Raw genomic sequence first — 23494 nt, 5'->3', positions numbered from 1 at the left:
CGCGCCTACTGGCGGTTCGCGAGCCGGGACATCCGCTCTGAAACGGATGCCCCGGCTCGCGTGCCATGGACCTGCGCCGGTTGCTCGACAAATCGGGTCATCAGCTGGGCGACGACCAGGCTGAGCGGTACCGACACGAGAGCGCCAAGCCACCAGCGGCCGGGTCCGGCGAGCACTGCCAAGGCCACCACCATGGGAAAGTGCGCGAGGTACAGGCTGAAGCTGATGGATCCCAGCCAGTCGAGTGCTCGGCGCGTCCGCGGCGCACGAACCCGGCCGCGCTCCGACACCGAGGCGGGCCAAAAAGCCACCGTTGCCACGATCATAAACGCCCCGGTTACCCGCAGCGAGAGAGTGACGTCGTTCCACACTCCGCTGGCCAGCGGGCGCAGCATCCAGTAGGCCACGAGCAGAGACGGGCCGAGCGCGGTCAGCGTGCACCCGAGTATTCGTCCGTTGGCGCTCTCGACCAGGCGGTCGCTGCAGCCTTTCAGTTCGTCATAGTTGGCCGCCAGAAGGGCGCCGAGAGCGAACGGCGGCAGGTACATGAGCGGCTGGGTCGTCGTGACATAGCCGATGCTGGTCAGTGCACACAGCACAGCGACCCAGAGCACAATGCGGCGAATCGGGCTGCTGGCCGGTTTGCGGGTGAACGCTGCGAGGGCTACGAACATCGGAAGCAGCAGGGAAAACCACATTTCCCAGACCAGGGACCACAGCGGCGGATTGATGTCGGGCCGCCGGGTTTCGCCTATTATGCTGACTTCCCGCAGCAGGTTGCCGAGGCCCAGGTCGGGCGTGTCCTGCCGGGCCAGCCAAGGCCCGCCAGCCGCGCCGACTGTGCGCGGCACCAAAACAATCCAGATGACCGCTAGGCCCACCGACACCACGACGGGGACGGTCAGACGGATGACGCGGCGCACGTAATAGGCGCCCCAGTCGTAGCGTGGGCCGGACTCGCGGGCGGCCAGCGGGGAACGCACGAGCACGAAGCCGCTCAGCACAAAGAACACCAGTACGAACTCGGGCCCGGCGAGCAGAACCTTCAGTGGGGACAGCGTGGCCCACCACCCCGCGGAAAAGAGCGTGACGCCGACGCTCGACTCGTAGGCAGCGGCGATCTCCGGCACCGTCATGGACACATGGTGCGCCAGAACGACGAGGGCGGCCACCCCCCGCAGCGCATCGAGGCGGCCCAGGCGACCGCGCACGGGTGCCGCTGCTTCGGTCATGCCCACACAGTAGGACCCGTTGCTGGTTTCCGGGCGGAAACGCGCATAACTCCTGCAAAGTGAGAGTTCTGCTCAGAACATCCCCTGCGAAATCGGGGAACTGGCGAACTGCTGCTGGGAATTGCAGGAGTTATGGTCTCGGGGGCAAGCGTGACGGCCGCCTTGTGCGAATGGAAGACGGCCGTCGTTGGTTGTGCCGGTAGTGGTCGACTATTTTTTCATTTGCGCGGTGATGGTGTTCATCACCATGGTGTCGGCGAGAGTCGTCACGTCGCCGACGTCGCGCCCCTCAGCCGCGTCGCGCAACAGGCGGCGCATGATCTTGCCGGAACGGGTCTTCGGCAGCTCGTCGACGATGTAGATGTCACGCGGGCGGGCAATCGCCCCGATCTGCTGGGCGACGTGGGCTCGCAGAATGCTGACGATGTCCTCGTGCGATGCGATCTCGGCCTGGCTGAACTTGATCACCACGAACGCGACGACCGCCTGGCCGGTGGTCTCGTCGGCGGCACCGACGACGGCGGCTTCAGCCGTGAGCGAATGGGCCACGAGGGATGACTCGATCTCGGCGGTGGAGAGGCGGTGTCCCGAAATGTTCATCACGTCGTCGACGCGGCCCAGCAACCAGATATCACCGTCGTGGTCGAGTCGAGCGCCGTCGCCGGCGAAGTACAGTGGGCCGTCCTTCGCGCCGATGGTGCCCTCAAACTTGTCCCAGTAGGTCTCCTTGAAGCGCTCCGGGTCGCCCCAGATGCCGCGGAGCATCGCCGGCCATGGCTGCGTGACCACGAGGAGCCCGCCGTTTCCATGGCCGACGTGCACGCCGTCGTCGTCGAGTACGTCGATCGTGATTCCGGGCACCGGCACCTGTGCCGCGCCCGGCTTTGTCTCGGTGAGCCCCGCGAGGGCCGAAACCATGATCGATCCGGTCTCGGTCTGCCACCAGGTGTCGACAATCGGAGTCAGGCTGCTGCCGATGACCTCGCGGTACCACATCCACGCTTCGGGGTTGATGGGCTCGCCCACCGAGCCGAGCACACGCAGGCTCGACAGGTCGAACTTCTGCGGAATCTGGCGTCCCAGCTTCATGAACGTACGAATGGCGGTCGGCGCTGTATACAGAATCGAGACCTTGTACTTCTCGATGATTTCCCACCAGCGACCGGTGTGCGGAGAATCGGGGGTGCCTTCGTAGAGCACCTGGGTCGCACCATTGGCGAGCGGACCGTACACCACGTAGCTGTGTCCGGTGATCCAGCCGACGTCGGCGGTGCACCAGTAGACATCCGTTTCGGGCTTGAGGTCGAACACGTTCTGGTGGGTGAACGCATTCTGGGTCAGGTAGCCGCCGCTGGTGTGCAGGATGCCCTTGGGTGCGCCGGTCGTGCCCGATGTGTACAGAATGAACAGCGGATTCTCGGCGGGGAAGGCCTCCGCCTCATGCTCGGGAGAGGCTGTCTCCATGGCATCGGACCACCAGATGTCGCGGTCGTTCCACTGCACGTCCTGGCCGGTGCGCTTGACCACGAGCACGTTCTTCACCGAGGAGTCGTTGGTCTGCAGGGCGGCGTCGACGGCCGGCTTGAGCGCGCTGATTTTGCCCTTGCGGTAGCCGCCATCGGCCGTGATGACGAGCACGGCGTTGGCGTCATCGATGCGGGAACGCAGGCTCTCAGCGCTGAACCCACCGAAAATGACCGAGTGCACGGCGCCGATGCGGGCGACGGCGAGCATGGAGATGACGGCCTCGGGGATCATCGGCAGGTAAATGGCCACACGGTCACCGGTGGTGACGCCGAGCCCGATCAGCACATTGGCGGCTTTTTTGACCTCGGTAGTCAATTCGGAGTAGGTGTAGCTGCGGGAGTCACCGGGCTCGCCCTCGAAATACAGCGCAACACGGTCGCCGTTGCCGGCGAGAACGTGACGATCGAGGCAGTTGTACGCGACGTTGAGTGCGCCGTCTTCAAACCATTTCGCAAATGGCGGATTGGTCCAGTCGAGAATCTTGGTGAATGGCTTGTGCCAGTGCAGCAGATTACGGGCCTGATCAGCCCAAAACGTGGCCGGGTCCTTCTGCGAGACTGCGTACAGGTCTTGTGTCGCTGTCGTCTGTGCGGCGAACTCGGCAGTGGGCGCGAATCGACGCGATTCGTGCAGGAGGGTGTCAATTTTAACCGTCATATGTGTAATTCGCTCCTTTGCGGTACGTGCATGCAGGACATTGCCAGCTCAACTGAACCCTACCGGTTTCCGGTCAATCTCTGTATACACAAACGAAATACTGAGAAATGAACCCTCGTTTTAGGGTGATTTTGTACCCCCCAGCCGAGTGTCCTCACAAATGAGGACATTGAACTTGCAATCTGGGCACGTCTGCGTAAACTAAACACGTCTGAACGAAAGTTTTGACCGGCACCACGTACGGTTCCCCCCAATCTGCGTGGTGCTAGGCGGCACCTGTTCCCCCCAATAGGTGCCGCCCCTTTTATTTAAGCGATTGAGCAACTCAGCTTGTGGTTGAGGATTCATACTGGTGTGGCTCCTCCCCAGATGCGTCGGCCAACCGGCTGTCCACGGATTGTGCCGAGGAGACTGTCACCGGGCCGGCTCGCCCTACCGTCGAGGCATGGGCCAGCCTTTCGTTGCCGTACCGTCCTACGCCGTGCCGGTTTCTACCGCGCCGGTTTCTGCCGTGCAGTCCTACGCTGTACCGGCATCTGCTGTGCCGTCCTCGACCGCCGTGGACGATCCCTGGGCTGTGCGGTCGAACACTTCACATTCGATCGTTGCACGGCCACCAGCGAATTCCGCTCGGCATCGCACAACGACAACGGATGCCGTTGGCACCGTGCCGCGGGTCGGCGCAGCGGCAGCAGTCTCGGCGGCAGTCTCGGCAGTGGTCAGCAGCGAGCGCCTGGACGTGCGCGCGCTGGGTCCGCTGGCTGACTATGCCTCAGCCCCGAACACCACGGACCTGTTTGTCAACGGGGATTCCGGGCTCTGGATCGACGCCGGACACGGTCTCGCCTTCGTACCGGCGTGGCACCTCGACGAGGCCGAGGTGCGTGAGCTGGCTGTGCGCCTGATCGCACTTGGCGGGCGACACATCGATGAGGCGAGTCCATGCGTCGACGTACGGTTGGCCGATGGGATTCGGGTACACGCCGTGCTTCCGCCGGTATCGAGCACGGGAACACTGCTGTCAATTCGGCTGCCGCACGCTGCCGACCGCAGCCTCAGTGCACTCGCTGACGCCGGCTTGTTTGGCGTGGGCGAGGAATCTGCTGCCCGGTTGAATCGGCTGCGTGCTGCGGTGCACGGCCGTCAAAACCTGCTCATCACCGGTGCCGCAGGGAGTGGAAAGACTACGCTGCTGGCGGCCTTGTTGGGCGAAGCGCCAGCCGACGAGCGCATCGTGGCGATCGAAGACGTGGCGGAGCTGCGCATTCGGCATCCGCACGTTGTGGCCCTCGAGGCCAGGCAGGCCAATTTGGAGGGGGCGGGGCGTATCGGCCTGGAGGCGCTGCTGCGGGAAGCGCTGCGTATGCGCCCGGATCGGCTCGTGCTCGGCGAGTGCCGCGGGTCGGAGATTCGCGAGCTGCTCGCCGCACTCAACACCGGGCACGACGGGGGAGCGGGCACGCTGCACGCGAATTCGCTTGAAGACGTTCCGGCCCGACTCGAGGCGCTCGGTTCACTCGCCGGAATGAGCGCTTCGGCAGTTGCTCGGCAGACGGTGAGCGCTATCGGGTTGGTGCTGCACCTGGAACGCACCGACGGGGTGCGCAGGCTTGACGCGGTCGGCCGATTCGCCCTCGATGGCCGTGACCGTCTCTCGATCGAAGCGATCTGATGCTCCGCGATCGATCAGCTACGATTCGGAAAACGGGCGACGATGCGCCGGGCTGATGCGGTACCGCCGATCGAGGAGGTCGCCGCGGTCACGCAACGGCTGGCCGTACTGCTGTCGGCCGGTGTTTCCCCGGTGTCAGCCTGGGGTTATCTGTTACCGGCGCACGACGCGGCTGCGGCTGCGGCTGGAGCGCCTTGTGCCGACCAGCAGAGTGTCGGCTTGCCGCCGGAGCTGGGTAGACGGGTGAGTTCAACTCGTCGGGAGGTCAGAAGGAAGCAGGGGTCCTTGCCCGCGGAGGACGCCGCGGCGGTTCCAGGCGCCGTACCGATCACGCCTCGGACGGTCGATTCGAAGCACGCGGGCACGGGCACCGCGCCTATCCTTCGTGCTGCAGCGCGCGCCGCGGCTCGGGGCGACAGCGTGGCCGATGCGATCGCCGGCCAGGCGCGCCGGCAACGCTGGGAGATTTCGCCGAGGATCGTCGACGCGCGGGCATCCGCTGGGCGGCCCGCGCGGGGACATGGCGACGCGGCGGGCCAGGCCGAGAGCGCCTGGCTCGGACTCGCCGCGGCCTGGCAGGTGGCCACACAGGCTGGTGCGCCTTTGGCCGGGTGCCTGCGTGAGCTCGCTGGATCGCTGCGCGAACTCGCCCAGGTGCAGCGCGATCTGGACGTGGCGCTGGCCGCGCCGCGGGCCACGGCACGACTGGTGATGGTGCTGCCGGTGATCGGCGTCGTCTTCGGCAGTTTGATGGGTTTCGATTCCCTGCACACCCTGTTTATGACCGTACCGGGGCTGGTCTGTCTCGGTGGCGGCGCTCTCCTGATGCTCGCCGCAGCAGGCTGGAATCGTGCGCTGGTGCGCCGGGCCGGCCCTCCCGACCTGACTCCGGGGCTGCGACTGGAACTTATGGCAATTGCCATGTCCGGCGGCGGGTCGCTCGACCGTTCGCGGGCGTTAGTGCAGGCGACCGCCGAGCGATACAGCATTGCCTCCGGCACTGATGGTGGTTCCGTTGACCGGATACTTGGCCTGTCGACGCGTGCGGGAGTTCCCGCAGCAGAGCTGCTGCGCAGCGAGGCCGAACAACTGCGTCGCGATGCCCGCAGCGCGGGACAACGACGGGCCGCAACTCTTTCGGTGACGCTCATGCTGCCGCTCGGCCTCTGTGTGCTGCCCGCGTTCATGCTGGTGGGCGTGGTGCCGTTGCTGCTCAGCGTGCTCTCCTCCACCCTGACGACATTCTGAAACTCTCCACGGATAAGCGGATACCGAGGCATGCGCCGACGGATGGGAGCAGAGTGATTGTGCTCGTGCCGCCCAACCCGCGTCGATGGACGCCGAAGGAGACGAGTCTGTGTATACAAAGACCACCCTGAAAACCCTGGCCGACGAAGCCGGAGCCGCGACGGCGGAATACGTTGTCGCCACGATGGCCGCGGTCGGGTTCGCCGGGCTGCTCATCGTTATTCTACGCAGCGACGAGGTGCGGGGAATGCTCACCGATCTGGTGCGACGTGCCCTCAGCATCGGGTAGCGCACGTAGCAGGGGCAGCACGACCGCCGAATTCGCCACGGTGCTGCCGGCGGTCGTGCTCATTCTGGCCTGCTGCCTCGGTGCCGTGCAAGTGGTCGGCGTGCACGTGCGGCTGACGGATGCCGCTGCCAGCGCCGCGCGTGCGCTGGCCCGTGGCGACACGGCAGCGCGCGCCACTGGCCTCGTCCTCCAAAGCGTGCCGGGGGCCAGCCTGGCTTCGCAGCGTCGCGGCGATTTCATCTGTGCTCGAGTTACCGCGCACAGCCTGCCGGGGATTTTTGCCGGGTTGACCCTCGAGGCACACTCGTGTGCACTGGCCGGCGGCCAATGAGCGCGCGCGATGACACGGCGAACGCGCCAGGCGCCGCCGGGAAGGAGGCCGAGCGGGGAGCGGGGTCGATCCTCGCCCTCGCGGTGCTCGCTGCCACCGTGTTGCTGACGACGTTCGTCGTCTTGGTCCTCGGACTACTGACGGTCGGCCGGTCCGTCGCGAGCGCGGCCGATGCCGCCGCGCTCGCCGCCGCCGACACCGCTTCCGGCGCGATCGCGGGCTACCCGTGCGAGGCCGCACAGGCAGTAGCGTCGCTGAATGGGACTGCCGTCACGCGCTGCACGGTGACGGGGCTGATCGCATCCGTTTCGGTAGGGCGGCAAGTGCAGGGCATAGATATCGTCGCGAGCGCCCGGGCCGGGCCGCCGCCCTGATGGGACACCCGGTGCGCCGCGCCGGGACGAATTAGGAGAGGAGCACTTCGAGATAGTGGTACTCGACCGCGCTCGGGCGACCGGGGGAATCGGAATCCTCAAACTCCAGGCCGGCACCGCGCGCGTAGAGATAGCGTTTGCCGGAGTCGGCAGGAATCTCGATGCGGGGCCGAGGATCGCCCGAGTCGAGGAAGGTTGTTGTGATTGTTTTGCCCTGAAGGGGGCCATCCGTCAACTTCGCGGTGTATGTGGCCGTCATTGTACCCATAGGACTATTCTGCACTGGGGGAGGCAAACGGCAAGGGTCTGGGGTCGCTCCGCACCTCGCTCAGAGCGAACTGGGCGGTGACTGGGAGCGCCGTGTGCGCGAGCATGACGCGCCGAGACGCGCCCGTCAATTAGGCAGGCACTCCATTCCGGTGTGTATGGTGTGCCTTGGCCCATCATGTGGTCACTACGTATAAAGAGGAGTCTGGTGCCAGGCACTAAGAAGCTGGTCATTGTTGAATCACCGACCAAGATGAAGTCGATCGCCGCGTATCTCGGCGACGGCTACGAGGTGTTGTCTTCGGTCGGTCACATTCGCGATCTGATCGAGCCGAAAAACCTGCCACCTGAGCTCAAGAAAGGTGCCCTCGGGCGATTCTCGGTCGACGTGGAGAACGGCTTTGAACCGTACTACGTGGTCTCCGACGCCAAGAAGAAGACCGTCAGTGAACTTAAACGGGCCCTCAAGAATGCGAACGAACTCTTGCTCGCAACTGATGAGGACCGCGAGGGCGAGGCCATTGCCTGGCACCTGCTGCAGGTGCTGCAGCCCAAGGTTCCCGTCAAGCGCATGGTTTTCCATGAGATCACCAAAGACGCTATCCTCGCCGCTAAAGACAACACCCGCGACCTTGACACCGCCCTCGTGGATGCGCAGGAGACCCGCCGTATCCTCGACCGCATCTACGGTTACGAGATTTCCCCGGTGCTGTGGCGCAAGGTCGGCCCTGGCCTGTCCGCCGGCCGTGTGCAGAGCGCCGCGACCCGCCTCGTCGTCGACCGGGAGAAGGAGCGCCTCGCGTTCGTCTCCGCTGGCTACTGGGACCTGCTCGCGCGACTGGCGGCATCCGCTTCGCAGGCTGACCAGGCATTCGATGCGAAGCTCGTACGACTCAACGGTGAGCGAATTGCTACCGGTGGCGACTTCGACGACTCCGGTGCGCTGAAGCCCAGCGTGAAGGCCGTCACCCTCGACGCCTCCGCCGCAAACGCCCTGACGATCGCTCTGAAAAGCCCCGGTGTGAAGCTGGAGGTGACCAAGGTCACCTCCAAGCCATATCGTCGCAGCCCGGCCGCACCGTTCACGACGTCGACCCTGCAACAGGAAGCGGCGCGCAAGCTGCGCTTCACCGCCCGCCAGACCATGAGCGTTGCCCAGTCGCTGTACGAAAACGGGTATATCACCTACATGCGTACCGACTCGCCATCACTCGGGCAACAGGCTCTCACCGCCGCCCGCACGCAGGCCGCGACGCTCTACGGCGCTGAGACGGTTCCGGAGGCCCCGCGCGCCTACAAAGGCAAGAACAAGAACGCTCAAGAGGCGCACGAGGCCATTCGCCCGTCCGGCGATACTTTTCGCACCCCGGCGTCGCTCGCGTCGAGCCTGCGTGGCAATGACTTCAAGCTGTACGACCTGATCTGGAAGCGCACCGTCGCTTCGCAGATGAAGGACGCCACCGGCTCGACCGCTTCCGTCACTATCGCGGCCGGCCCGACCGGCGCATCGGAGCACGCCTCGGCGTCGGGTGCGCTCGCCGAATTCTCGGCCAGTGGAACCGTCATCACGTTTCGCGGCTTCATGCTCGCCTATGAGGAGTCGAAGGACGAGGAGCGTAACGCTTCGACGGACGCGACCGAGTCCAAGCTGCCGCCGCTCGAAGAGGGCCAGAACCTAATCCTGCAGGGCCTCGAGGCCAAGGGTCACGAAACGACCCCCGCCGCTCGCTACACCGAGGCCAGCCTGGTGAAGAAGCTCGAAGAGCTCGGTATCGGCCGCCCGTCGACGTTCGCCTCGATCATCTCGACCATCACCGAGCGCGGCTACGTCACGCCGCGCGGCCAGTCGCTCGTTCCCAACTGGATCGCGTTCTCGGTCGTGCGCCTGCTGGAAGAGTTTTTCGGCGATCTGGTCGAATACGACTTCACCGCCGAGATGGAGGACGACCTCGACCGTATCGCCGGCGGCGAAGCCAACCGCCTGGATTGGCTCACCAGCTTCTACTTCGGCAGCGACAAGCACCGGGGCCTTCGCCAGGTCATCGACAACCTCGGCGAAATCGACCCGCGCGTGATCAACTCGGTCGCTATCAGCAACGACATCACCCTGCGTATTGGCAAGTACGGTCCCTATCTTGAGGTCATCGACCCTGACGCGGCAGCGGATGCCCCGCCCCGCCGAGTCAATATCCCGCCGGAACTCGCCCCCGACGAACTGACCGCGACCAAAGCGCGGGAGCTCATCGACGCCCCCGTTGTCACGGACCGGGTGATCGGACTCAACCCCGAGAACGGAAAGGAAATCGTCGCGAAAGACGGCCGATTCGGGCCGTACGTCACAGAGCTCGCGCCGGCAGCAGCAGAACCCGATGTTCCGGTCGTTGTGGCTGCCCCCGTCGAAACGATCGACCCCGCCACCGGCGAGGTCAGCGTCGCGAAGCCTAAGCGCAAGCCGGCCGCGAAAAAGGTGGCCTTAGCCGACAAGCCGCGTACAGCATCCATTTTCAAATCCATGGACCTGGCCACCGTCGACCTCGAAACGGCGCTGCGCCTACTCGCCCTGCCGCGCATGGTCGGGCTCGACCCGGAGACCGGCGCCGAGATTATGGCCCAGAACGGCAAGTTCGGGCCGTACCTGAAGAAGGGCATCGATACCCGGTCGCTCACGAGCGAAGACCAGATCTTCGACATCGACCTGCCGGGCGCGATCGAGCTTTACGCGCAGCCGAAGTACGGTGCCCGCCGGGCGTCGAGTGCGCTGAAGGAATTCGAAGCACCGGACCCCGAAAGTGGCAAGGCGATCAAGATCAAGGACGGCCGGTTCGGCGCGTACGTGACCGATGGGGTCACCAATGCGACCATTCCCAAGTCGGAGGATATCGAGGAGATCGACTTCGACCGGGCCGTTGAGCTGCTCGCCGACAAGCGGGCCAAAGGCCCGGCCGCGCCGCGCACGAAGGCACCGGCCAAGAAAGCTGCCGTCAAGAAGCCAGCAGTCAAGAAGGCACCGACCGCAGCGGCGAAGGCGGCTACCGCGAAGAAGGCGGCCGCGACTCGGGCCGCAAACGCGGCAGCCAAGGCCGCGTTGAACGGCACACCCCTGATCAAAAAACCGGCCGTGAAGAAGCCGGCCGTGAAGAAGCCGGCCGTCAAGAAAGCGGCCGTGAGGCAATCGGCCAGTTCGGCCGCTGAATCCGCTGCCACGACGACGGTCACGCCGACGGCGTCGTGACCGGTCTGTTCATCACCCTCGAGGGCGGCGACGGCTCCGGTAAGACTACGCAGGCGCAGCTGCTCTCCGACTGGCTCGAAGAGCGGGGGCGCACTGTCGTGCGCACCCGTGAGCCTGGGGGAACGGATGTCGGTACCCGGATTCGCGAGATCGTGCTGCACCACCGCGGCGAGGTGGACCCGCGCGCTGAGGCGCTGCTCTATGCAGCAGATCGAGCCCAGCACGTGGGCACCAAGCTGCGTCCGGCGCTCACCCGCGGTGACGTGATCGTGCAGGACCGTTATCTGGATTCCTCGGTTGCCTACCAGGGGGCCGGGCGAGTTCTCGGCGCCACTGAGGTGCGAGACCTGTCGCTCTGGGCGGCCGAAGGTCTGCTTCCCGACCTGACCGTGCTGCTCGACCTCGACTCGCGCGCAGCCCGGGCCCGGCTCGATGCCGACGATAAAGTCTTCGACCGGCTCGAGGCCGAGAAGAACGACTTTCATGCCCGCGTGCGCGCTGCGTTCCTCGCATTGGCAGCCGCCGAACCCGACCGGTTTCTGGTGCTGGATGCCGCAGCCCCCGCCGCTGATATCGCCGCGAGCATCCGCGCACGGGTGGCGCCCCTCCTGTAACCGTCGGAGCCGACTACTGCCCTGCGCGACCGGAACCATGATCCATCGCCACGGGTCCGCGTTCCGGCCCGGGCCCGGGAGGCGGGGGAGGCGCGTCGACGGCGGTGTCGGCGGGGCGGGTTACCCTTGACTCATGGCAGTGTGGGACAACCTAACGGGACAGGCCGACGCGATCGCCATCTTTCGGGCAGCGGCGCAGCGGGCACCGTCCGGTACCGGTTCCGCCACGGCCGAATCGACTTCCATGACGCACGCCTGGCTCATCACCGGCCCGCCGGGTTCCGGTCGCTCCAACCTTGCCTTTGCTTTCGCGGCGGCACTGCTGAGCCCTGGTACCCCTGACGGCGACCGTGCGGCGGCCCGCCAGGTCGACGCGCGCACCCACCCTGACCTCAGTGTGCTCAGTACTGAGGGCGTCATCATCCCGATGAAGACCGTCAAGGAGGCCGTCGCCCGCTCACAGTACTCGCCGTCGGTCGGTCGGTACCGGGTCGTCGTCGTCGAAGATGCCGACCGCATGGTCGAGCGCACGTCGAACGTGCTCCTCAAGGCTCTCGAAGAGCCACCCGAACGCACGGTGTGGATTTTGTGCGCGCCGAGCGAGGCAGACTTGCTTCCCACTATTCGGTCCCGGGTGCGCACCGTGCGCCTGCGCGTCCCGAGTGTTGCTGATGTCGCCGACCTGCTCGTGCGCCGCAATGGAGTCGACCCGGCCATTGCAGAGCTCAGTGCCCGGCTCGCCCAAAGCCACATCGGTATGGCCCGGCGGCTTGCCACCAATGCGGATGCGCGGGCACGACGTGAGGAGACCCTGCGCGCGGCCCTCGGTATCCGCTCGGTGTCGTCGGCCGTCAATACGGCCGCCCGGTTGCTCGCGATCGCGGGTGACGATGCGAAGGCGATCACCCTCGAGCTGGATGCCGCAGAGCGCGACGGAATGCTGCGCTCGCTCGGAATCGAAACTGGGCAATCCGTACCGCCGGGGCTGCGCGGCCAGATCAAAGATCTCGAAGACGACCAAAAGCGGCGGGCGAAACGCAGCCTGCATGACGGCATCGACCGCATTCTGGTTGACCTTGCTTCGTTGTACCGGGACATCTGTATGGTGCAGCTGGGCCGGGAACAAGCTGTGATCAACCGTGAGTTGCTCGCCGAGCTGCGTACGGCGAGTGTGGCCAGCGCTCCAGCAGCCACGGTCGCCACGATGGACGCGATTGCTGTGGCACGCCAGCGTATTCAATCCAACGTCGCCCCGGCCCTCGCCCTCGAGGCGATGCTCGTCTCGGCGATCCGTCGCTCGCAGTGACGTCGCCCACAGTTACCTCACCCACAGTCACTCCCAGCCGCTTTCGGTAGCCTGAACCGCAGCATCCGCTTCACGCTATGAAAGAGGAACACGTTGAACCGACGCAATCGCGCTACCAGCATCGCGGCCGCCGCACTGACCCTGACGCTTGCTCTCAGCGGATGCACCACCCTCTTCGCGACGAATTCCGCACCCACTGAATCCACCCCCACCGGCGAGCAGGTAACGGACGACCTCGATCCGTTCTACAGCCAAGTGCTGCAGTGGAAGGAATGTGGCGAGAACCTGCAGTGCACCGAGGCCACTGCGCCGCTCGACTACACCGACCCGGCCGCCGGGGATATATCGCTCGCCCTGGTACGTCACGTCGCCACCGGCAGAGAGCGGATCGGCTCGCTGTTGGTGAATCCGGGCGGGCCCGGTGGTTCCGGCTATGACTTCGTCAAGGATTCCCTTGACTATGCGACCGACGACACCCTGCAGGCGAGCTTTGACATCGTGGGATTCGACCCCCGCGGCGTCGGGCGCTCCTCGGCGGTCTCCTGTTACGACTCCGCGGCGATGGACGAGTACGTCTACGGGCTGACGACCGCAGAGCGCGGCACGGATGCCTGGATTGCCGAGCTCACGGCCTCCTCCGACGCCTTCGCGGCGGCATGTGCCCAGCAGACCGGGCCGCTGCTCGGAACGGTCGACACGAAGAGCGCCGCCCGCGACCTGGACCTGCTGCGCGCGGTGCTTGGCGATACTCACCTGAACTACCTCGGTTATTCCTATGGCACCTTTCTCGGCGCCACTTATGCCGAGCTCTTTCCCGAGAAGGTCGGCCGTCTTGTGCTTGACGGGGCCGTTGACCCGTCGACCAGCAATTTCGAGGTGACCAAGACCCAGGCGGTGGGTTTCGAAAACGCCCTGCGTGCCTACCTCACTGACTGTCTGGCGGGCAAGGACTGCCCTTTCCGTGGAAGCGTAGACAGCGCGATGACGACGATCGGCGCATTGCTGAATTCGGTGGACGCCAGCCCCATTACCGCCAAGGACGGCCGTCAACTGGGCGGAAACGCGCTACTCACGGCGATCATCTACCCGCTCTACCAGGCCACGGCGTGGCCACAACTGAGCACCATGTTGGATACCGTGCTGCACGGCAGTGCCGAGGGCGCGTTTCAATTCGCGGATGCCTACAACGGCCGCGACGCCGACGGCAACTACACCGACAACTCGACCGAATCGTTCATGGCCATCAACTGCATCGACTATTCGTACAACGCCGACCCGACCGTGATGCGCGCCCAGGCCGCCGAACTCGAAGCAGCGGCCCCGGTGATCGGCCCGTTCATGAGCTTCGGCGACATCGGCTGCGCCGATTGGCCCTATAAGTTCACCGGCGAACGCACCGAGATTCACGCGTCCGGGGCGGCACCCATTCTGGTTGTCGGCACCACCAACGATCCGGCAACCCCGTACGTCTGGGCGCAGCAGCTGGCCGAACAGCTCGACAGCGGCAGCCTGGTGACCTATACGGGGGAGGGGCACACCGCCTACAACAAGTCGAATTCTTGCGTGAACGATGCCGTTGACTCCTATTTTGTCGACGGTATCGTGCCGGCGTCCGACCCGCAGTGCTGACCCGAGCAGATTTGCGTGCTGTGAAATAACTGAAGCATGTCGATCGAAACTGAAGTGCCCCGACAGCGACGTGCTGGCCGACCTGTCAGTGCTGCTCTCCCAGCGCTCGCAGTGCACGGCCGTAGACCGGGAGATTCACCAGCAGCGCCGCTCGGTCATGAAGGAAAACGTCTACCTTTCGGGCATGTGCACGGCTACCCTGCGTGACGTCGAAGACCAGGTACAGCAGGCCAGCGAGCGACGCTGTACGGCGGATGCGCCGGATCTCGCCCAAGATCAGGCCGAGCTGTATCAGCGCGCCTAGGTGTTCGCCCCCGTGGCCAGCATCCGTCATGCCAGACGGTGCTGGTCTGCGGGCGCTGGAGCGAGCCCGTTGTCGGACCGCGGGGGGATGCGTCATTCGCCGAGGTGTACAGAATCACCCGCAGAAACGACTAGGATTGGCTGCTGTGTCACCGAGTGCCTTATGGGGCGTTCTGGTAACGCCGCCTTAGCTCAGTTGGTAGAGCATCTCACTCGTAATGAGAAGGTCGTCAGTTCGATTCTGACAGGCGGCTCCACTAATAATCCTGGTCAGAGTCAGTTTACAAACTCGTCTCAGCGATATGTTTCTCGGATATTGTCATATTTGCCCACAATCCGCCACATTTGTTTCAAGTGCGCGGTTATTGAGGGTGTCTGCAACGGCGTCTAACGTCCGAGCCGCGGACCTGAATGTCGACTGGGGGGCGGTCGCTGCGGATATCGATCCGGGCTGATCCGGGCTGATCCGTGGTGTCCGCCACCACCTGGCCGCCTCCGCTGGTCCACTTGACCTGGATCGAGTCCGCCTCCGGGCCAGCGCGAGAGCCGCGAGTTCCGCTCGGAGGGCTAGCCTGTGATGATGGCGTCCGAGCGAAGTGTGCGAGTGCGCGCCGCCGTACGCACGATGCCACCTGGATATTTCGCCATGGTCATGGCCACCGGCATCCTCTCGATCGGCATGAACCTGATCGGGGTCGCAGGCCTCAGCTACGCGCTCCTGGTGGTCTGCGCCGGAGCTTATCTGGCGCTCTTGGTTTTGACTGCATGGCGGTTTGTGGCCTTCCGATCAGACTTTTTCGATGACCTGCACGACCCGAACCGGGGATTCCAGTTCTTCACCTTTGTCGCCGGCACCAATGTGCTGGCTGCGCGTTTAGCCGTGGAAGGATGGTTTCCTGCGGCAACGGTGCTCCTGGGTGTGTCTGGTGTGGCCTGGGTGGTGCTCGGTTACGCGGTGCCCTGGCTCGCCGTACTGGGCCGCACGGCACGCCCCGTACTGGGGTCGGCAAACGGAACCTGGTTTATCTGGGTCGTTGCGAGCCAGTCGGTCGCCGTCGTGGCAGCGGCGCTCGAACCGGTCGCGGGCGATGCCCGGCCGCTGCTCGCGGTGCTGGCCATATTGTCGTGGTCGGTCGGCATTTTCCTCTATGGAGCCGCTGGGGTGTTCGTCTCACTGCGCCTGATGCTCTACACACTGCGGCCGGAAGATCTCGATCCGCCGTACTGGGTATCGATGGGCGCCTGCGCGATCACAGTTCTGGCCGGCGCCCGCATCGTCGAAATGGCGGATGCTCCGATGGTAAGCGCGACTCGCGGACTGGTCGGCGGCATATCCGTGATGTTCTGGGCCTTCGCGACCTGGCTCATCCCCGTGCTCATCGCCGTGGGCATTTGGCGTCACTTCAAACGCCACGTACCACTGCGCTACCAAGCGACACTGTGGAGCATCGCGTTCCCCGTCGGAATGTATGCCGTCGCCGGAATCTATCTGGGTCAGGCCGACACGCTGCCGCTCGTCGGCCAGATTGGTACCGTCACGCTGTGGGCTGCGCTGGTCGTATGGCTCCTCGTTTTCACAGCGATGGCGCGGCAACCGATCCGGGCAGGTCGCGTCCGACATGATGCCCGATGGCACGAGAACGCCGTTCGGTAGCAGTCGGCGAGGGGGCTGGAGCACGCCGGGTCTAGTCCGGCGAGAGGGTGCCGTTTCGACCTGAGATGGAACGCGAACCGTGCGCGAGCATCCGGTTGCATGCGAGAAGCCATCTTTGGCCCCTTGGCCGACTTTGATGGGGCCAGAAATGGCATCTCGGGGGCGGTGCGATGTTCTCATGGGCCAGAAGGGGCATCTCGGCGTGTGTCCTTCGTCATCTAAGTTGGCGCAAATTGCTGCGTTGAGGACCGGTGCGTCAACTGGAGTGAACCTTCTTGGCTGGTAACGGTTCATTACGGATGACGCAAGTGGACGTTTCGGCTGCCTCTTCGCGCCTTCGAGGGATCGATGGTGTCTGGCCTATGAAACCCCGGAGCCCAGTTTTCGTCCGTTCAACGACGCAGCGGATCAGCGTGCCTGCCGGCCGCCATCAACTCGGAAGAATCCCGGTCCAGCGTGCCTTCACCACCGCCACCAGCGCCGAACTTGACGCGGTGCTCGTACTCACCGCGTCGAGTGATCCTTGGGTGGTCAAGCTGCTGGAGGAAGCATGCCGCCACGGCAAGGCCATCGCCATCGCCGATACGGCTCGCGACCAATTCAATAGCGTGAGCTTCTCCGCGGACACGGCCGGCGTGGTCTTCGGCGATGCCGCCGCGTCCACGGACGGCATCCTCGGTCTACTCCCGGCGCACCGCGTCTGGGAGCGCTTGGGTTGTGTTCAAGCGGGATAGCCAGCGCGGGTCACGGCACCGTTAGTTCTCATGTCGATGGTCTCGAATGTGGCACCGTCATGTTCGACTAGAACGGCAACCGTTCAAGTCAGATTGTCGCAGTAACTTGACGAGCGCACGGCCGAGGGAACCGCTATTCTGAAACGGTCCCTAGTCTGGTGTCCGAGGAGTCGACAGCGGGAGCCAGCCCGCCGCGCTTTTGCGGAAGACCGCAGGATCCAGGTGCGACGATCCTGCGGGGATTGCCCCGAGCAGCGGTACGCCCAGCGACTCGAAATACCGGCGATTGTCGAGCTCAATTTCAGACGGGTCGTTGGGCCAGGATCCGATGACGATACCCGCGACGGGGATGCCACGATTCCGAAGCGCCTCCAATGTCAGTTCGGTGTGGTTGAGTGTGCCGAGCCCGCTTCGGCAGACCACGATGGCCGCGGCATCGTGCCCGAATGACGCGGCCAGGTCGGCGAGCGTGTGACCGAACCGGTCGAGGCGTACGAGCAGGCCGCCCGCACCCTCGACGACAACCCGGTCGTGGCTTCGGGTCAGTCGGCGGATGCGTTCTAGGTGCTCGCCGAGAGTGGGCAGCGTCGCGAATTCACGGGCCGCTGCGGCGACTGGGGCCATCGGTGCCCCCAGTCGGATGCCCTCAGTGACGGAGCGGACGCCGGAGAGTCGGGCGACCTCGCCCATGTCACCCGGTTCGCCCGGCAGGACGCCGGTCTGTGTGGGCTTGTCGATGGCTACGCTCGAGGTGCTCTTCGGAGGGCTCGGAAGCACAGCCAGTGCGCACGCAAGGGCGGCGGCGGTGATCGTTTTGCCCACATCCGTGTCAGTCCCAGTGACGAAGAGGATGGGGGTTTCGGTGGCGACCGTCATGTGGCCTCCAGCGCAGCCATGACCGTCGTCGGCGTCTGGAACGAAAGGAGTCGAATCCATTCGGGATCCCGCCCCGTGAGCACGAGCGTGGGGAACGCGCGCGCGGTCTCCTCGAGCACGGTGATGGTTTCGAGTTCCGCGAGTTTGGCGCCAAGGCACCGATGGAGCCCGTGGCCGAACGCGAGGGAGTACGCGGTGGGCGTGGCATCTTCCGGATGATGCCCGCTGAGCTCAAGCAGGATCTCCGCACCGGCGGGCAGATTTACTCCCCCCAGCATGCTGTCCGTGGCCACCACGCGACGCCAGGTGTGGACGGACGACTCGGAGGCGAGCAGCCCCCGAACGAACGCAGCGGCCGATGCTCCCTGCGACAGCTCGTGCCACAACGTCCTATTCTGGAGCGCGCGGTAGAACGCAATGTTGATCAACTGCGCTGTCGTCTCCTGCCCAGCGATCACAAGGAAGTAGCCGAGGGAGCAGATCTCGGGGGTGCTCAGCCCGGCGGCGTCGAGCACGCCGAACAGCGAATCGTCTCCCTTGCTCGCAACGACGGTCTCGCGCAGCCACGCATAGAATTCGGCCGCGCTGGTGGCGAGCATGACTTGGCGTTCCTCGTCGGGCCATCCCCAGAATAATTCGAGCGAGTCCCGGCTCCACCGTTTGAGCAGCAACAGGTCGGGACAGTCGAACCCCGTCAGCTCCTGCATAATCACGGGTGGGATGCGGCGGCCGATGATATCCGCGAGGTCGATCGGTCCGCTTGCCAGTGCCTCTGCGGCGGCCTGGCAGCGCTGTCGTGTCAGCTTCGTCACGCGCGGGCCGACCGCGGCGACCTTAGCTGGAGTGAAAAAAGTGCCGACCATTTTTCGGACGGCGCGATGCCGGTCGCCGGTCGCGGAGGCGAGCACCGGTGGCAGGGCGAAGCGCGCGCGACTGAGCACGCGCAAGGCCGCCGTGCGGAGCGGAACCACAGTCGTCAGAGCGTTCGTCGGCACGAACTCGTCGACGCGGCGGAACACTTCCCGCACCTCGCCGGGATCGCGTACGACGTGATATTTCGTTGGGAGGTGCACTGCGTTCGCGGGCATCAGTTTCCGTCCAGGAGCATCGAGGTCATGAGGGCGGTTGCCCAGACCAGCCGGGCGGGGTCGGTGTCTGCGTGCGCCGTCAGTCTCAACCGTGAGATTCCATCCGGAACACTTGGTGGGCGGAAACAGCCGACAAGAATGCCCTCGTCGCGCAGCCGCTCTGTCACCTTCACGGCGATGTCGGGCGATCCGACGCGGATTGATTGTACGGGTCCGGCTGCACGATCCACTCCGCAGGACGAGGCGATCAGGCTCGCGACGCGATGAAGCGCATCCACTCGGGCTGGCTCGGCGAGGATGATGCGACATGCAGCAGCCGCAGCGGCCGCTGGCGCCGGGGCGAGTCCGGTGTCGAAAATAAAACTGCGGGCGGTGTTGACGAGGTGGTCCCGCAGCATTTCCGATCCGAGCACGGCGCCGCCCTGCGCTCCCAACGCTTTGGAGAGCGTGGCGGTCACGACGACGTGGTCTGCTCCCGCGAGGCCGGCGGCATATACGCCTCCCCTCCCTGCTCCGAGCACTCCGACTCCGTGGGCCTCGTCCACGACGAGCAGTGCGTCGTGCGTGGCGCAGAGCATAGCGGCGTCGAGAAGGTTCGGGGCGTCTCCAAGCACGGAATAGATGGATTCGATGACGACGATCGCTCGGGTCTGGGTACGGTTGGCCAGCAGGTCGTTGAGCGCGGCAAAGTTCGAGTGGGGGATCGTTGTGACTGGAGAGCGCGACAGCCGGGCTGCATCGACAAGGGACGCGTGGATGTGGGCGTCGATGAGGATGAGGGTGTCCGGTCCGCCGAGAGCGGTCAGGATGCCGAGATTAGCTGCATAGCCGCTGGAGAAGGCGAGCGCGGCGGGCTGACCTGTCAGTTCGGCCAACGACTGTTCGAGGTGATTGTGAATGGGAAGTGTGCCCGTCACCACGCGGGATGCGCGCGCCCCCGTGCCGTACCGTTCGGTTGCTGTGATCGCGGCCGCCTTCAACCGCGAATCGGTCGACAGGCCGAGGTAATCGTTGGATGCGAGGTCGAGGGGACGATCAAGCGCTCCCGTTCCAGCATCTTCGTCCGTGCCCGGTGAGATCCGGGTGGCACGCACGGTCCCGCGGCGGTCGCGCACCCGTGCCGCATCGATAAGCCGGTCTTGCATTGTTCCCATCAGCCGTGCACCTGCGCAATGGCTCCACCGATGGCTTCAGCAATGTTCGTGATGTCCTGCGAGCTGCTCACGTAGGGCGGCATTGTGTAGACGAGATTGCGGAACGGCCTCAGCCACACTCCCCGTTCGAGCGCCGCGCGGGTGACTGCGACCACATCGACGGGGCTGTCGAGTTCAATAACACCGACCGCCCCGAGGACGCGCACCTCTCGCACGAAACTGTACGAGGCGGCGGGTGCAAGCGCTGTGGCTAGAGCGGCACCGATCCGTGAGACCCGTGATTCCCAACCGTTCAGCAATCCGAGCGACGCGCTCGCCACGGCGCAGGCGAGCGGATTCGCCATGAACGTCGGACCGTGCAGGAGCACGCCCGGCGCGGATTGCCCAACTATCGTCGCCACCTCGGCCGTGCACAGCATCGCCGCGAGCGTGAGATAGCCGCCGGTGAGCGCCTTCCCCACACACATCACATCGGGAGCGATGCCGGCCCATTCGGTGGCGAATAACTTGCCGGTTCGGCCGAATCCGGTCGCGATCTCATCGAAGATCAGCAGGATGCCGTGTTGGGTTGCTACCCGCCGCAGAGCTTTCAGACACCGTGGCGCGTATACATACATACCTCCCGCGCCTTGCAGGATCGGTTCTACGATGATGCCGGCGATCTCGGCACTGTGCCTGAGGATCGTCTCCTCCATCGCCTCCACCCAGGAGTCGACGGCTACATCGTCGGTGACGAGCCGGCCATCGATAAGGGTGGCTTTGGGTGGCCGCTGAAGGAACAGCTGGGCTGGTATCAGGTTGGGGAATGCGGAGTGCATTCCATCGATCGGGTCGCAGACGCTCATCGCCCCGACGGTGTCCCCGTGGTAGCCGCCCCGAAGCGCTAAGAATTGTTGGCGGCGAGGACGGCCAGCAGACGCTTGATACTGGACGGCCAGTTTGAGGGCGACCTCCACCGAGACGGATCCGGAATCGGCGAAGAACACGTGCGCGAGTGGCTCGGGTGCGAGGTTCACCAGTTGTTCGGCCAGTCGCACCGCGGGCTCGTGGGTGAGTCCGCCGAACATCACGTGGCTGAATTGATCGATCTGTTTCCGGAGTGCCTCGTCGAGGACGGGATTCCGGTAACCATGGATGGCACTCCACCAGGAGCTCATGCCGTCGATTGCCTCGAAACGGGTGCCGTCCTCCGCCCTGAGGTGCAATCGCACCCCGGATGCGCCGGTGACCTCGTACGGCGCCGGACCGTTGAGCGCTGCGTATGGGTGCCAGACCAAACCGCGATCACGTTCCACGAGGGACCGCGCAGCGGCACGGGACTTAGGCATTGGGCGCGACGTGCGTGCCGGCTCCCCGCTGGCGGAGAGTGACCCCGGAATGGTGGTCAGCGCTGGGTGTGGCACCCAGAACCTGAAAGCCGGCGTCGGCGATCATTGCAAGATCCGCCTGGGCCTCCTGGCCTTCGCTGGTCAGGTAGTCGCCGAGAAACAGGGAATTGGCGACCTGTAGTGCGAGCGGTTGAAGCGAGCGCAGGTGCATCTCGCGACCGCCGGCCATTCGTAATTCGGTGCGGGGGCAGGCAAAGCGGACCAACGCGAGGATGCGCAGGCAGGCACCGGGAGTGAGCAGCCACGTGCCCTCAAGCGGCGTGCCATCGAACGGCATCAGGAAGTTCACCGGGATTGATTCGCTGCCAAGGTCGCGCAGCGCGAACACCGCATCGATCAGCTCGTCGTCGGACTCGCCCATGCCGACGATCAACCCGGAGCACGGCGAAAGTCCCGCATCTTTGGCATGCCCCACCGTGCGTACCCGATCTTCGTATTCGTGGGTGGTGCAGATGTCGGCGTAGCGAGATTCGCTGGTGTTGAGGTTGTGATTGTACGCGTCAACCCCGGCGGCCTGCAGCTTTTCGGCCTGCCCTTCCTTAAGGATGCCGAGACAGGCGCAGACTTCCACCTGCGGATGCTCCTCTTTCAGACGGTCGACCATGTCGGCAACCCGAGCGACGTCATGATTGCTCGGTCCTTTGCCACTGGCGACGAGACAGACTCTGGATGCGCCCGCCCGAATCCCAACGGTCGCCTGCTCGACAGCTTCCTCGGGCTTCAGCCAGCTGTACTTCAGGATCTGCGCGGCTGAACCTAGTCGCTGGGAGCAATAGTGGCAATCCTCCGGGCACAGCCCGGATTTCAGGTTCACGAGATAGTTCACCTTGACCATGTTGCCGAAGTGGGCACGGCGGAGCCGGGAACCGGCGGCTATCAACTCCATCAACTCGTCGTCGTTGCTGCGAAGGATGGTGAGAGCGTCAGTGCGGGTGAGCGTACCGTCATTCAGCTGCTGGGCGGCAATTATTTCAAATTTATTGAACACCGTTCAAGTATAGACTTAGACGTCCGGCATTGATTGCCCGGATCGTGCCCGTGAAGGTGCATTAGGACCTACTCAGCCCGACGGAGGATTCACATGGCACTGTCGCGGGAACATATCGTCGACGCCGCGATGACGATCCTGCGCAGCTACGGTCTCGCCTCGCTGTCCATGCGCAACCTTGCCAAGAATCTCGGGGTGCAACCCGGCGCTCTGTACTGGCACGTCAAGAGTAAGCAAGACCTGCTCGTACTGCTCGCCGACCGCATCCTCGCGACGACGCCGGCATGGACAGATCAAGTAGGGGCGCGTTCCGACCGGGCCGACGCGCGCCAGGCTGCGCTGGATATTCGCACAGCATTGACGTCCGTCAAAGACGGAGCCGAGGTGGTCTCGGTGGCCCAAGCCCTCAATCCGAGGCAATTGGCGCCACTGCAGCGACTGCGTGACACGCTTCCCTCCAATCTAACTCTGAGGCAGGCCGAGTGGGGCGCCCGAGCGCTCACCCACTACATCCTCGGCGCCGTGGCTGAAGAGCAGACCCACGCCGAGCTGATCCTGGCCGGCGTCGCCGCCAGCGAAGAGTCGACCGCCTACACGACCGAAGCATTCATCTTCGGAGTTGACGCATTCCTGCGCGGCCTCGGCGCCGCCGCCTCCGCACCCTGCACCGTGATCGACCTCGCAACCGAGGATCAACGCGCTGTTCCAAGAAAACAGCTACACGCCGACAGTTGAAATCGAGGAAGACGAGTCTCACGATCGACAGGGCGGCAGCCGGAATGGCGATAGCACGAGGATGAAAGCGCATTCGAACGCGATCGTGCCCCAGGTCGCGAGTTTCGAGAACGCCCGATGTTGCACAAGCCGCAGTCCGCGCGAAAGGTGCCGTGGTCGACCGTTGAAAGCATGTCGGCGGGCCTGCGTGTCCGCG

21 protein-coding genes and 1 tRNA gene are annotated in these 23494 nt (G+C 64.8%); 14 read left to right on the top strand and 8 right to left on the bottom strand.

Annotated elements, in window-relative coordinates; translation table 11 throughout:
• Positions 1 to 5: 5 nt before the first annotated feature.
• Positions 6 to 1232 carry an acyltransferase family protein gene (locus E3T27_RS11175; protein ID WP_134572795.1) on the bottom strand — a complete coding sequence of 409 codons (1227 nt, stop codon included), beginning with the start codon at positions 1230 to 1232 and terminating at the stop codon, positions 6 to 8.
• Between the two features lie 210 nt (positions 1233 to 1442).
• A complete protein-coding gene (acs, locus tag E3T27_RS11170; RefSeq protein WP_134572793.1) occupies positions 1443 to 3416 on the bottom strand; it encodes an acetate--CoA ligase in 1974 nt (657 codons plus the stop codon).
• A 445-nt stretch (positions 3417 to 3861) separates the two neighbouring features.
• Here acs and E3T27_RS11165 point away from each other — a divergent pair, with 445 nt between their 5' ends.
• The 5 genes from E3T27_RS11165 (at position 3862) to E3T27_RS11145 (ending at position 7330) form a co-directional block, all read left to right on the top strand.
• A complete protein-coding gene (locus E3T27_RS11165; protein ID WP_134572791.1) occupies positions 3862 to 5088 on the top strand; it encodes a TadA family conjugal transfer-associated ATPase in 1227 nt (408 codons plus the stop codon).
• A gap of 285 nt (positions 5089 to 5373) precedes the next feature.
• Positions 5374 to 6336: a type II secretion system F family protein gene (locus tag E3T27_RS11160; RefSeq protein WP_134572789.1), complete on the top strand. Its 963-nt coding sequence runs from the start codon at positions 5374 to 5376 to the stop codon at positions 6334 to 6336.
• Between the two features lie 85 nt (positions 6337 to 6421).
• A complete protein-coding gene (locus tag E3T27_RS11155) occupies positions 6422 to 6625 on the top strand; it encodes a DUF4244 domain-containing protein (RefSeq protein ID WP_104127989.1) in 204 nt (67 codons plus the stop codon).
• Positions 6606 to 6956 carry a TadE family type IV pilus minor pilin gene (locus tag E3T27_RS11150; RefSeq protein ID WP_134572787.1) on the top strand — a complete coding sequence of 117 codons (351 nt, stop codon included), beginning with the start codon at positions 6606 to 6608 and terminating at the stop codon, positions 6954 to 6956. Before E3T27_RS11155 ends, E3T27_RS11150 begins: the two co-directional genes overlap by 20 nt.
• Entirely contained in the window at positions 6953 to 7330 is a 378-nt protein-coding gene (locus E3T27_RS11145) for an Rv3654c family TadE-like protein (protein ID WP_134572785.1), read from the top strand. Before E3T27_RS11150 ends, E3T27_RS11145 begins: the two co-directional genes overlap by 4 nt.
• Positions 7331 to 7361: 31 nt before the next feature.
• On the opposite strand, the gene E3T27_RS11140 is transcribed toward E3T27_RS11145, so the two are convergent.
• A complete protein-coding gene (locus E3T27_RS11140) occupies positions 7362 to 7598 on the bottom strand; it encodes a hypothetical protein (RefSeq protein ID WP_104198336.1) in 237 nt (78 codons plus the stop codon).
• A gap of 207 nt (positions 7599 to 7805) precedes the next feature.
• Between E3T27_RS11140 and topA the strand changes: the two genes are divergently transcribed.
• The 8 genes from topA (at position 7806) to E3T27_RS11100 (ending at position 17069) form a co-directional block, all read left to right on the top strand.
• The gene (gene topA / locus E3T27_RS11135; protein ID WP_134572783.1) at positions 7806 to 10829 is read left to right on the top strand and encodes a type I DNA topoisomerase; all 3024 of its coding nucleotides are present in this window, start codon (positions 7806 to 7808) and stop codon (positions 10827 to 10829) included.
• Entirely contained in the window at positions 10826 to 11443 is a 618-nt protein-coding gene (gene tmk, locus E3T27_RS11130) for a dTMP kinase (protein WP_241992222.1), read from the top strand. The genes topA and tmk overlap by 4 nt, the downstream gene beginning before the upstream one ends.
• A gap of 133 nt (positions 11444 to 11576) precedes the next feature.
• Positions 11577 to 12749, top strand: coding sequence for a DNA polymerase III subunit delta' (locus E3T27_RS11125; RefSeq protein WP_134572779.1), 1173 nt, complete (start codon positions 11577 to 11579; stop codon positions 12747 to 12749).
• A 93-nt stretch (positions 12750 to 12842) separates the two neighbouring features.
• A complete protein-coding gene (locus tag E3T27_RS11120) occupies positions 12843 to 14378 on the top strand; it encodes an alpha/beta hydrolase (RefSeq protein ID WP_134572777.1) in 1536 nt (511 codons plus the stop codon).
• A 70-nt stretch (positions 14379 to 14448) separates the two neighbouring features.
• The gene (locus tag E3T27_RS11115; protein ID WP_134572775.1) at positions 14449 to 14682 is read left to right on the top strand and encodes a hypothetical protein; all 234 of its coding nucleotides are present in this window, start codon (positions 14449 to 14451) and stop codon (positions 14680 to 14682) included.
• Positions 14683 to 14862: 180 nt separating this feature from the next.
• Positions 14863 to 14938: transfer RNA gene (locus tag E3T27_RS11110), tRNA-Thr, on the top strand.
• 323 nt (positions 14939 to 15261) lie between these two features.
• Positions 15262 to 16335: a tellurite resistance/C4-dicarboxylate transporter family protein gene (locus E3T27_RS11105; protein ID WP_241992221.1), complete on the top strand. Its 1074-nt coding sequence runs from the start codon at positions 15262 to 15264 to the stop codon at positions 16333 to 16335.
• Positions 16336 to 16748: 413 nt separating this feature from the next.
• On the top strand, positions 16749 to 17069 hold the full coding sequence (locus E3T27_RS11100; RefSeq protein WP_134572773.1) for a hypothetical protein: 321 nt from the start codon (positions 16749 to 16751) through the stop codon (positions 17067 to 17069).
• A 150-nt stretch (positions 17070 to 17219) separates the two neighbouring features.
• On the opposite strand, the gene bioD is transcribed toward E3T27_RS11100, so the two are convergent.
• The 5 genes from bioD to bioB are packed head-to-tail and all read right to left on the bottom strand — an operon-like array spanning position 17220 to position 22563.
• Positions 17220 to 17945, bottom strand: a complete 726-nt coding sequence (bioD, locus tag E3T27_RS11095; protein WP_134572771.1) for a dethiobiotin synthase — start codon at positions 17943 to 17945, stop codon at positions 17220 to 17222.
• The gene (locus E3T27_RS11090) at positions 17942 to 19033 is read right to left on the bottom strand and encodes a cytochrome P450 (RefSeq protein WP_134572770.1); all 1092 of its coding nucleotides are present in this window, start codon (positions 19031 to 19033) and stop codon (positions 17942 to 17944) included. Before E3T27_RS11090 ends, bioD begins: the two co-directional genes overlap by 4 nt.
• Positions 19033 to 20187 carry an 8-amino-7-oxononanoate synthase gene (locus tag E3T27_RS11085; RefSeq protein ID WP_338144898.1) on the bottom strand — a complete coding sequence of 385 codons (1155 nt, stop codon included), beginning with the start codon at positions 20185 to 20187 and terminating at the stop codon, positions 19033 to 19035. The genes E3T27_RS11090 and E3T27_RS11085 overlap by 1 nt, the downstream gene beginning before the upstream one ends.
• Positions 20187 to 21515 carry an adenosylmethionine--8-amino-7-oxononanoate transaminase gene (gene bioA / locus E3T27_RS11080; RefSeq protein WP_134572768.1) on the bottom strand — a complete coding sequence of 443 codons (1329 nt, stop codon included), beginning with the start codon at positions 21513 to 21515 and terminating at the stop codon, positions 20187 to 20189. The genes E3T27_RS11085 and bioA overlap by 1 nt, the downstream gene beginning before the upstream one ends.
• Positions 21508 to 22563 (bottom strand): biotin synthase BioB, encoded by a 1056-nt coding sequence (bioB, locus tag E3T27_RS11075; RefSeq protein WP_104198326.1) that lies wholly within the window; start codon positions 22561 to 22563, stop codon positions 21508 to 21510. The genes bioA and bioB overlap by 8 nt, the downstream gene beginning before the upstream one ends.
• 93 nt (positions 22564 to 22656) lie before the next feature.
• Between bioB and E3T27_RS11070 the strand changes: the two genes are divergently transcribed.
• Positions 22657 to 23298: a TetR family transcriptional regulator gene (locus tag E3T27_RS11070; RefSeq protein ID WP_134572766.1), complete on the top strand. Its 642-nt coding sequence runs from the start codon at positions 22657 to 22659 to the stop codon at positions 23296 to 23298.
• Positions 23299 to 23494 lie beyond the last annotated feature (196 nt).

The organism is Cryobacterium lyxosi, assembly GCF_004403345.1.
Lineage (GTDB): Bacteria > Actinomycetota > Actinomycetes > Actinomycetales > Microbacteriaceae > Cryobacterium > Cryobacterium lyxosi.
The sequence above is the reverse complement of the archived record's forward strand: the minus strand, read 5'-3'. Positions and strand labels throughout refer to the sequence as shown.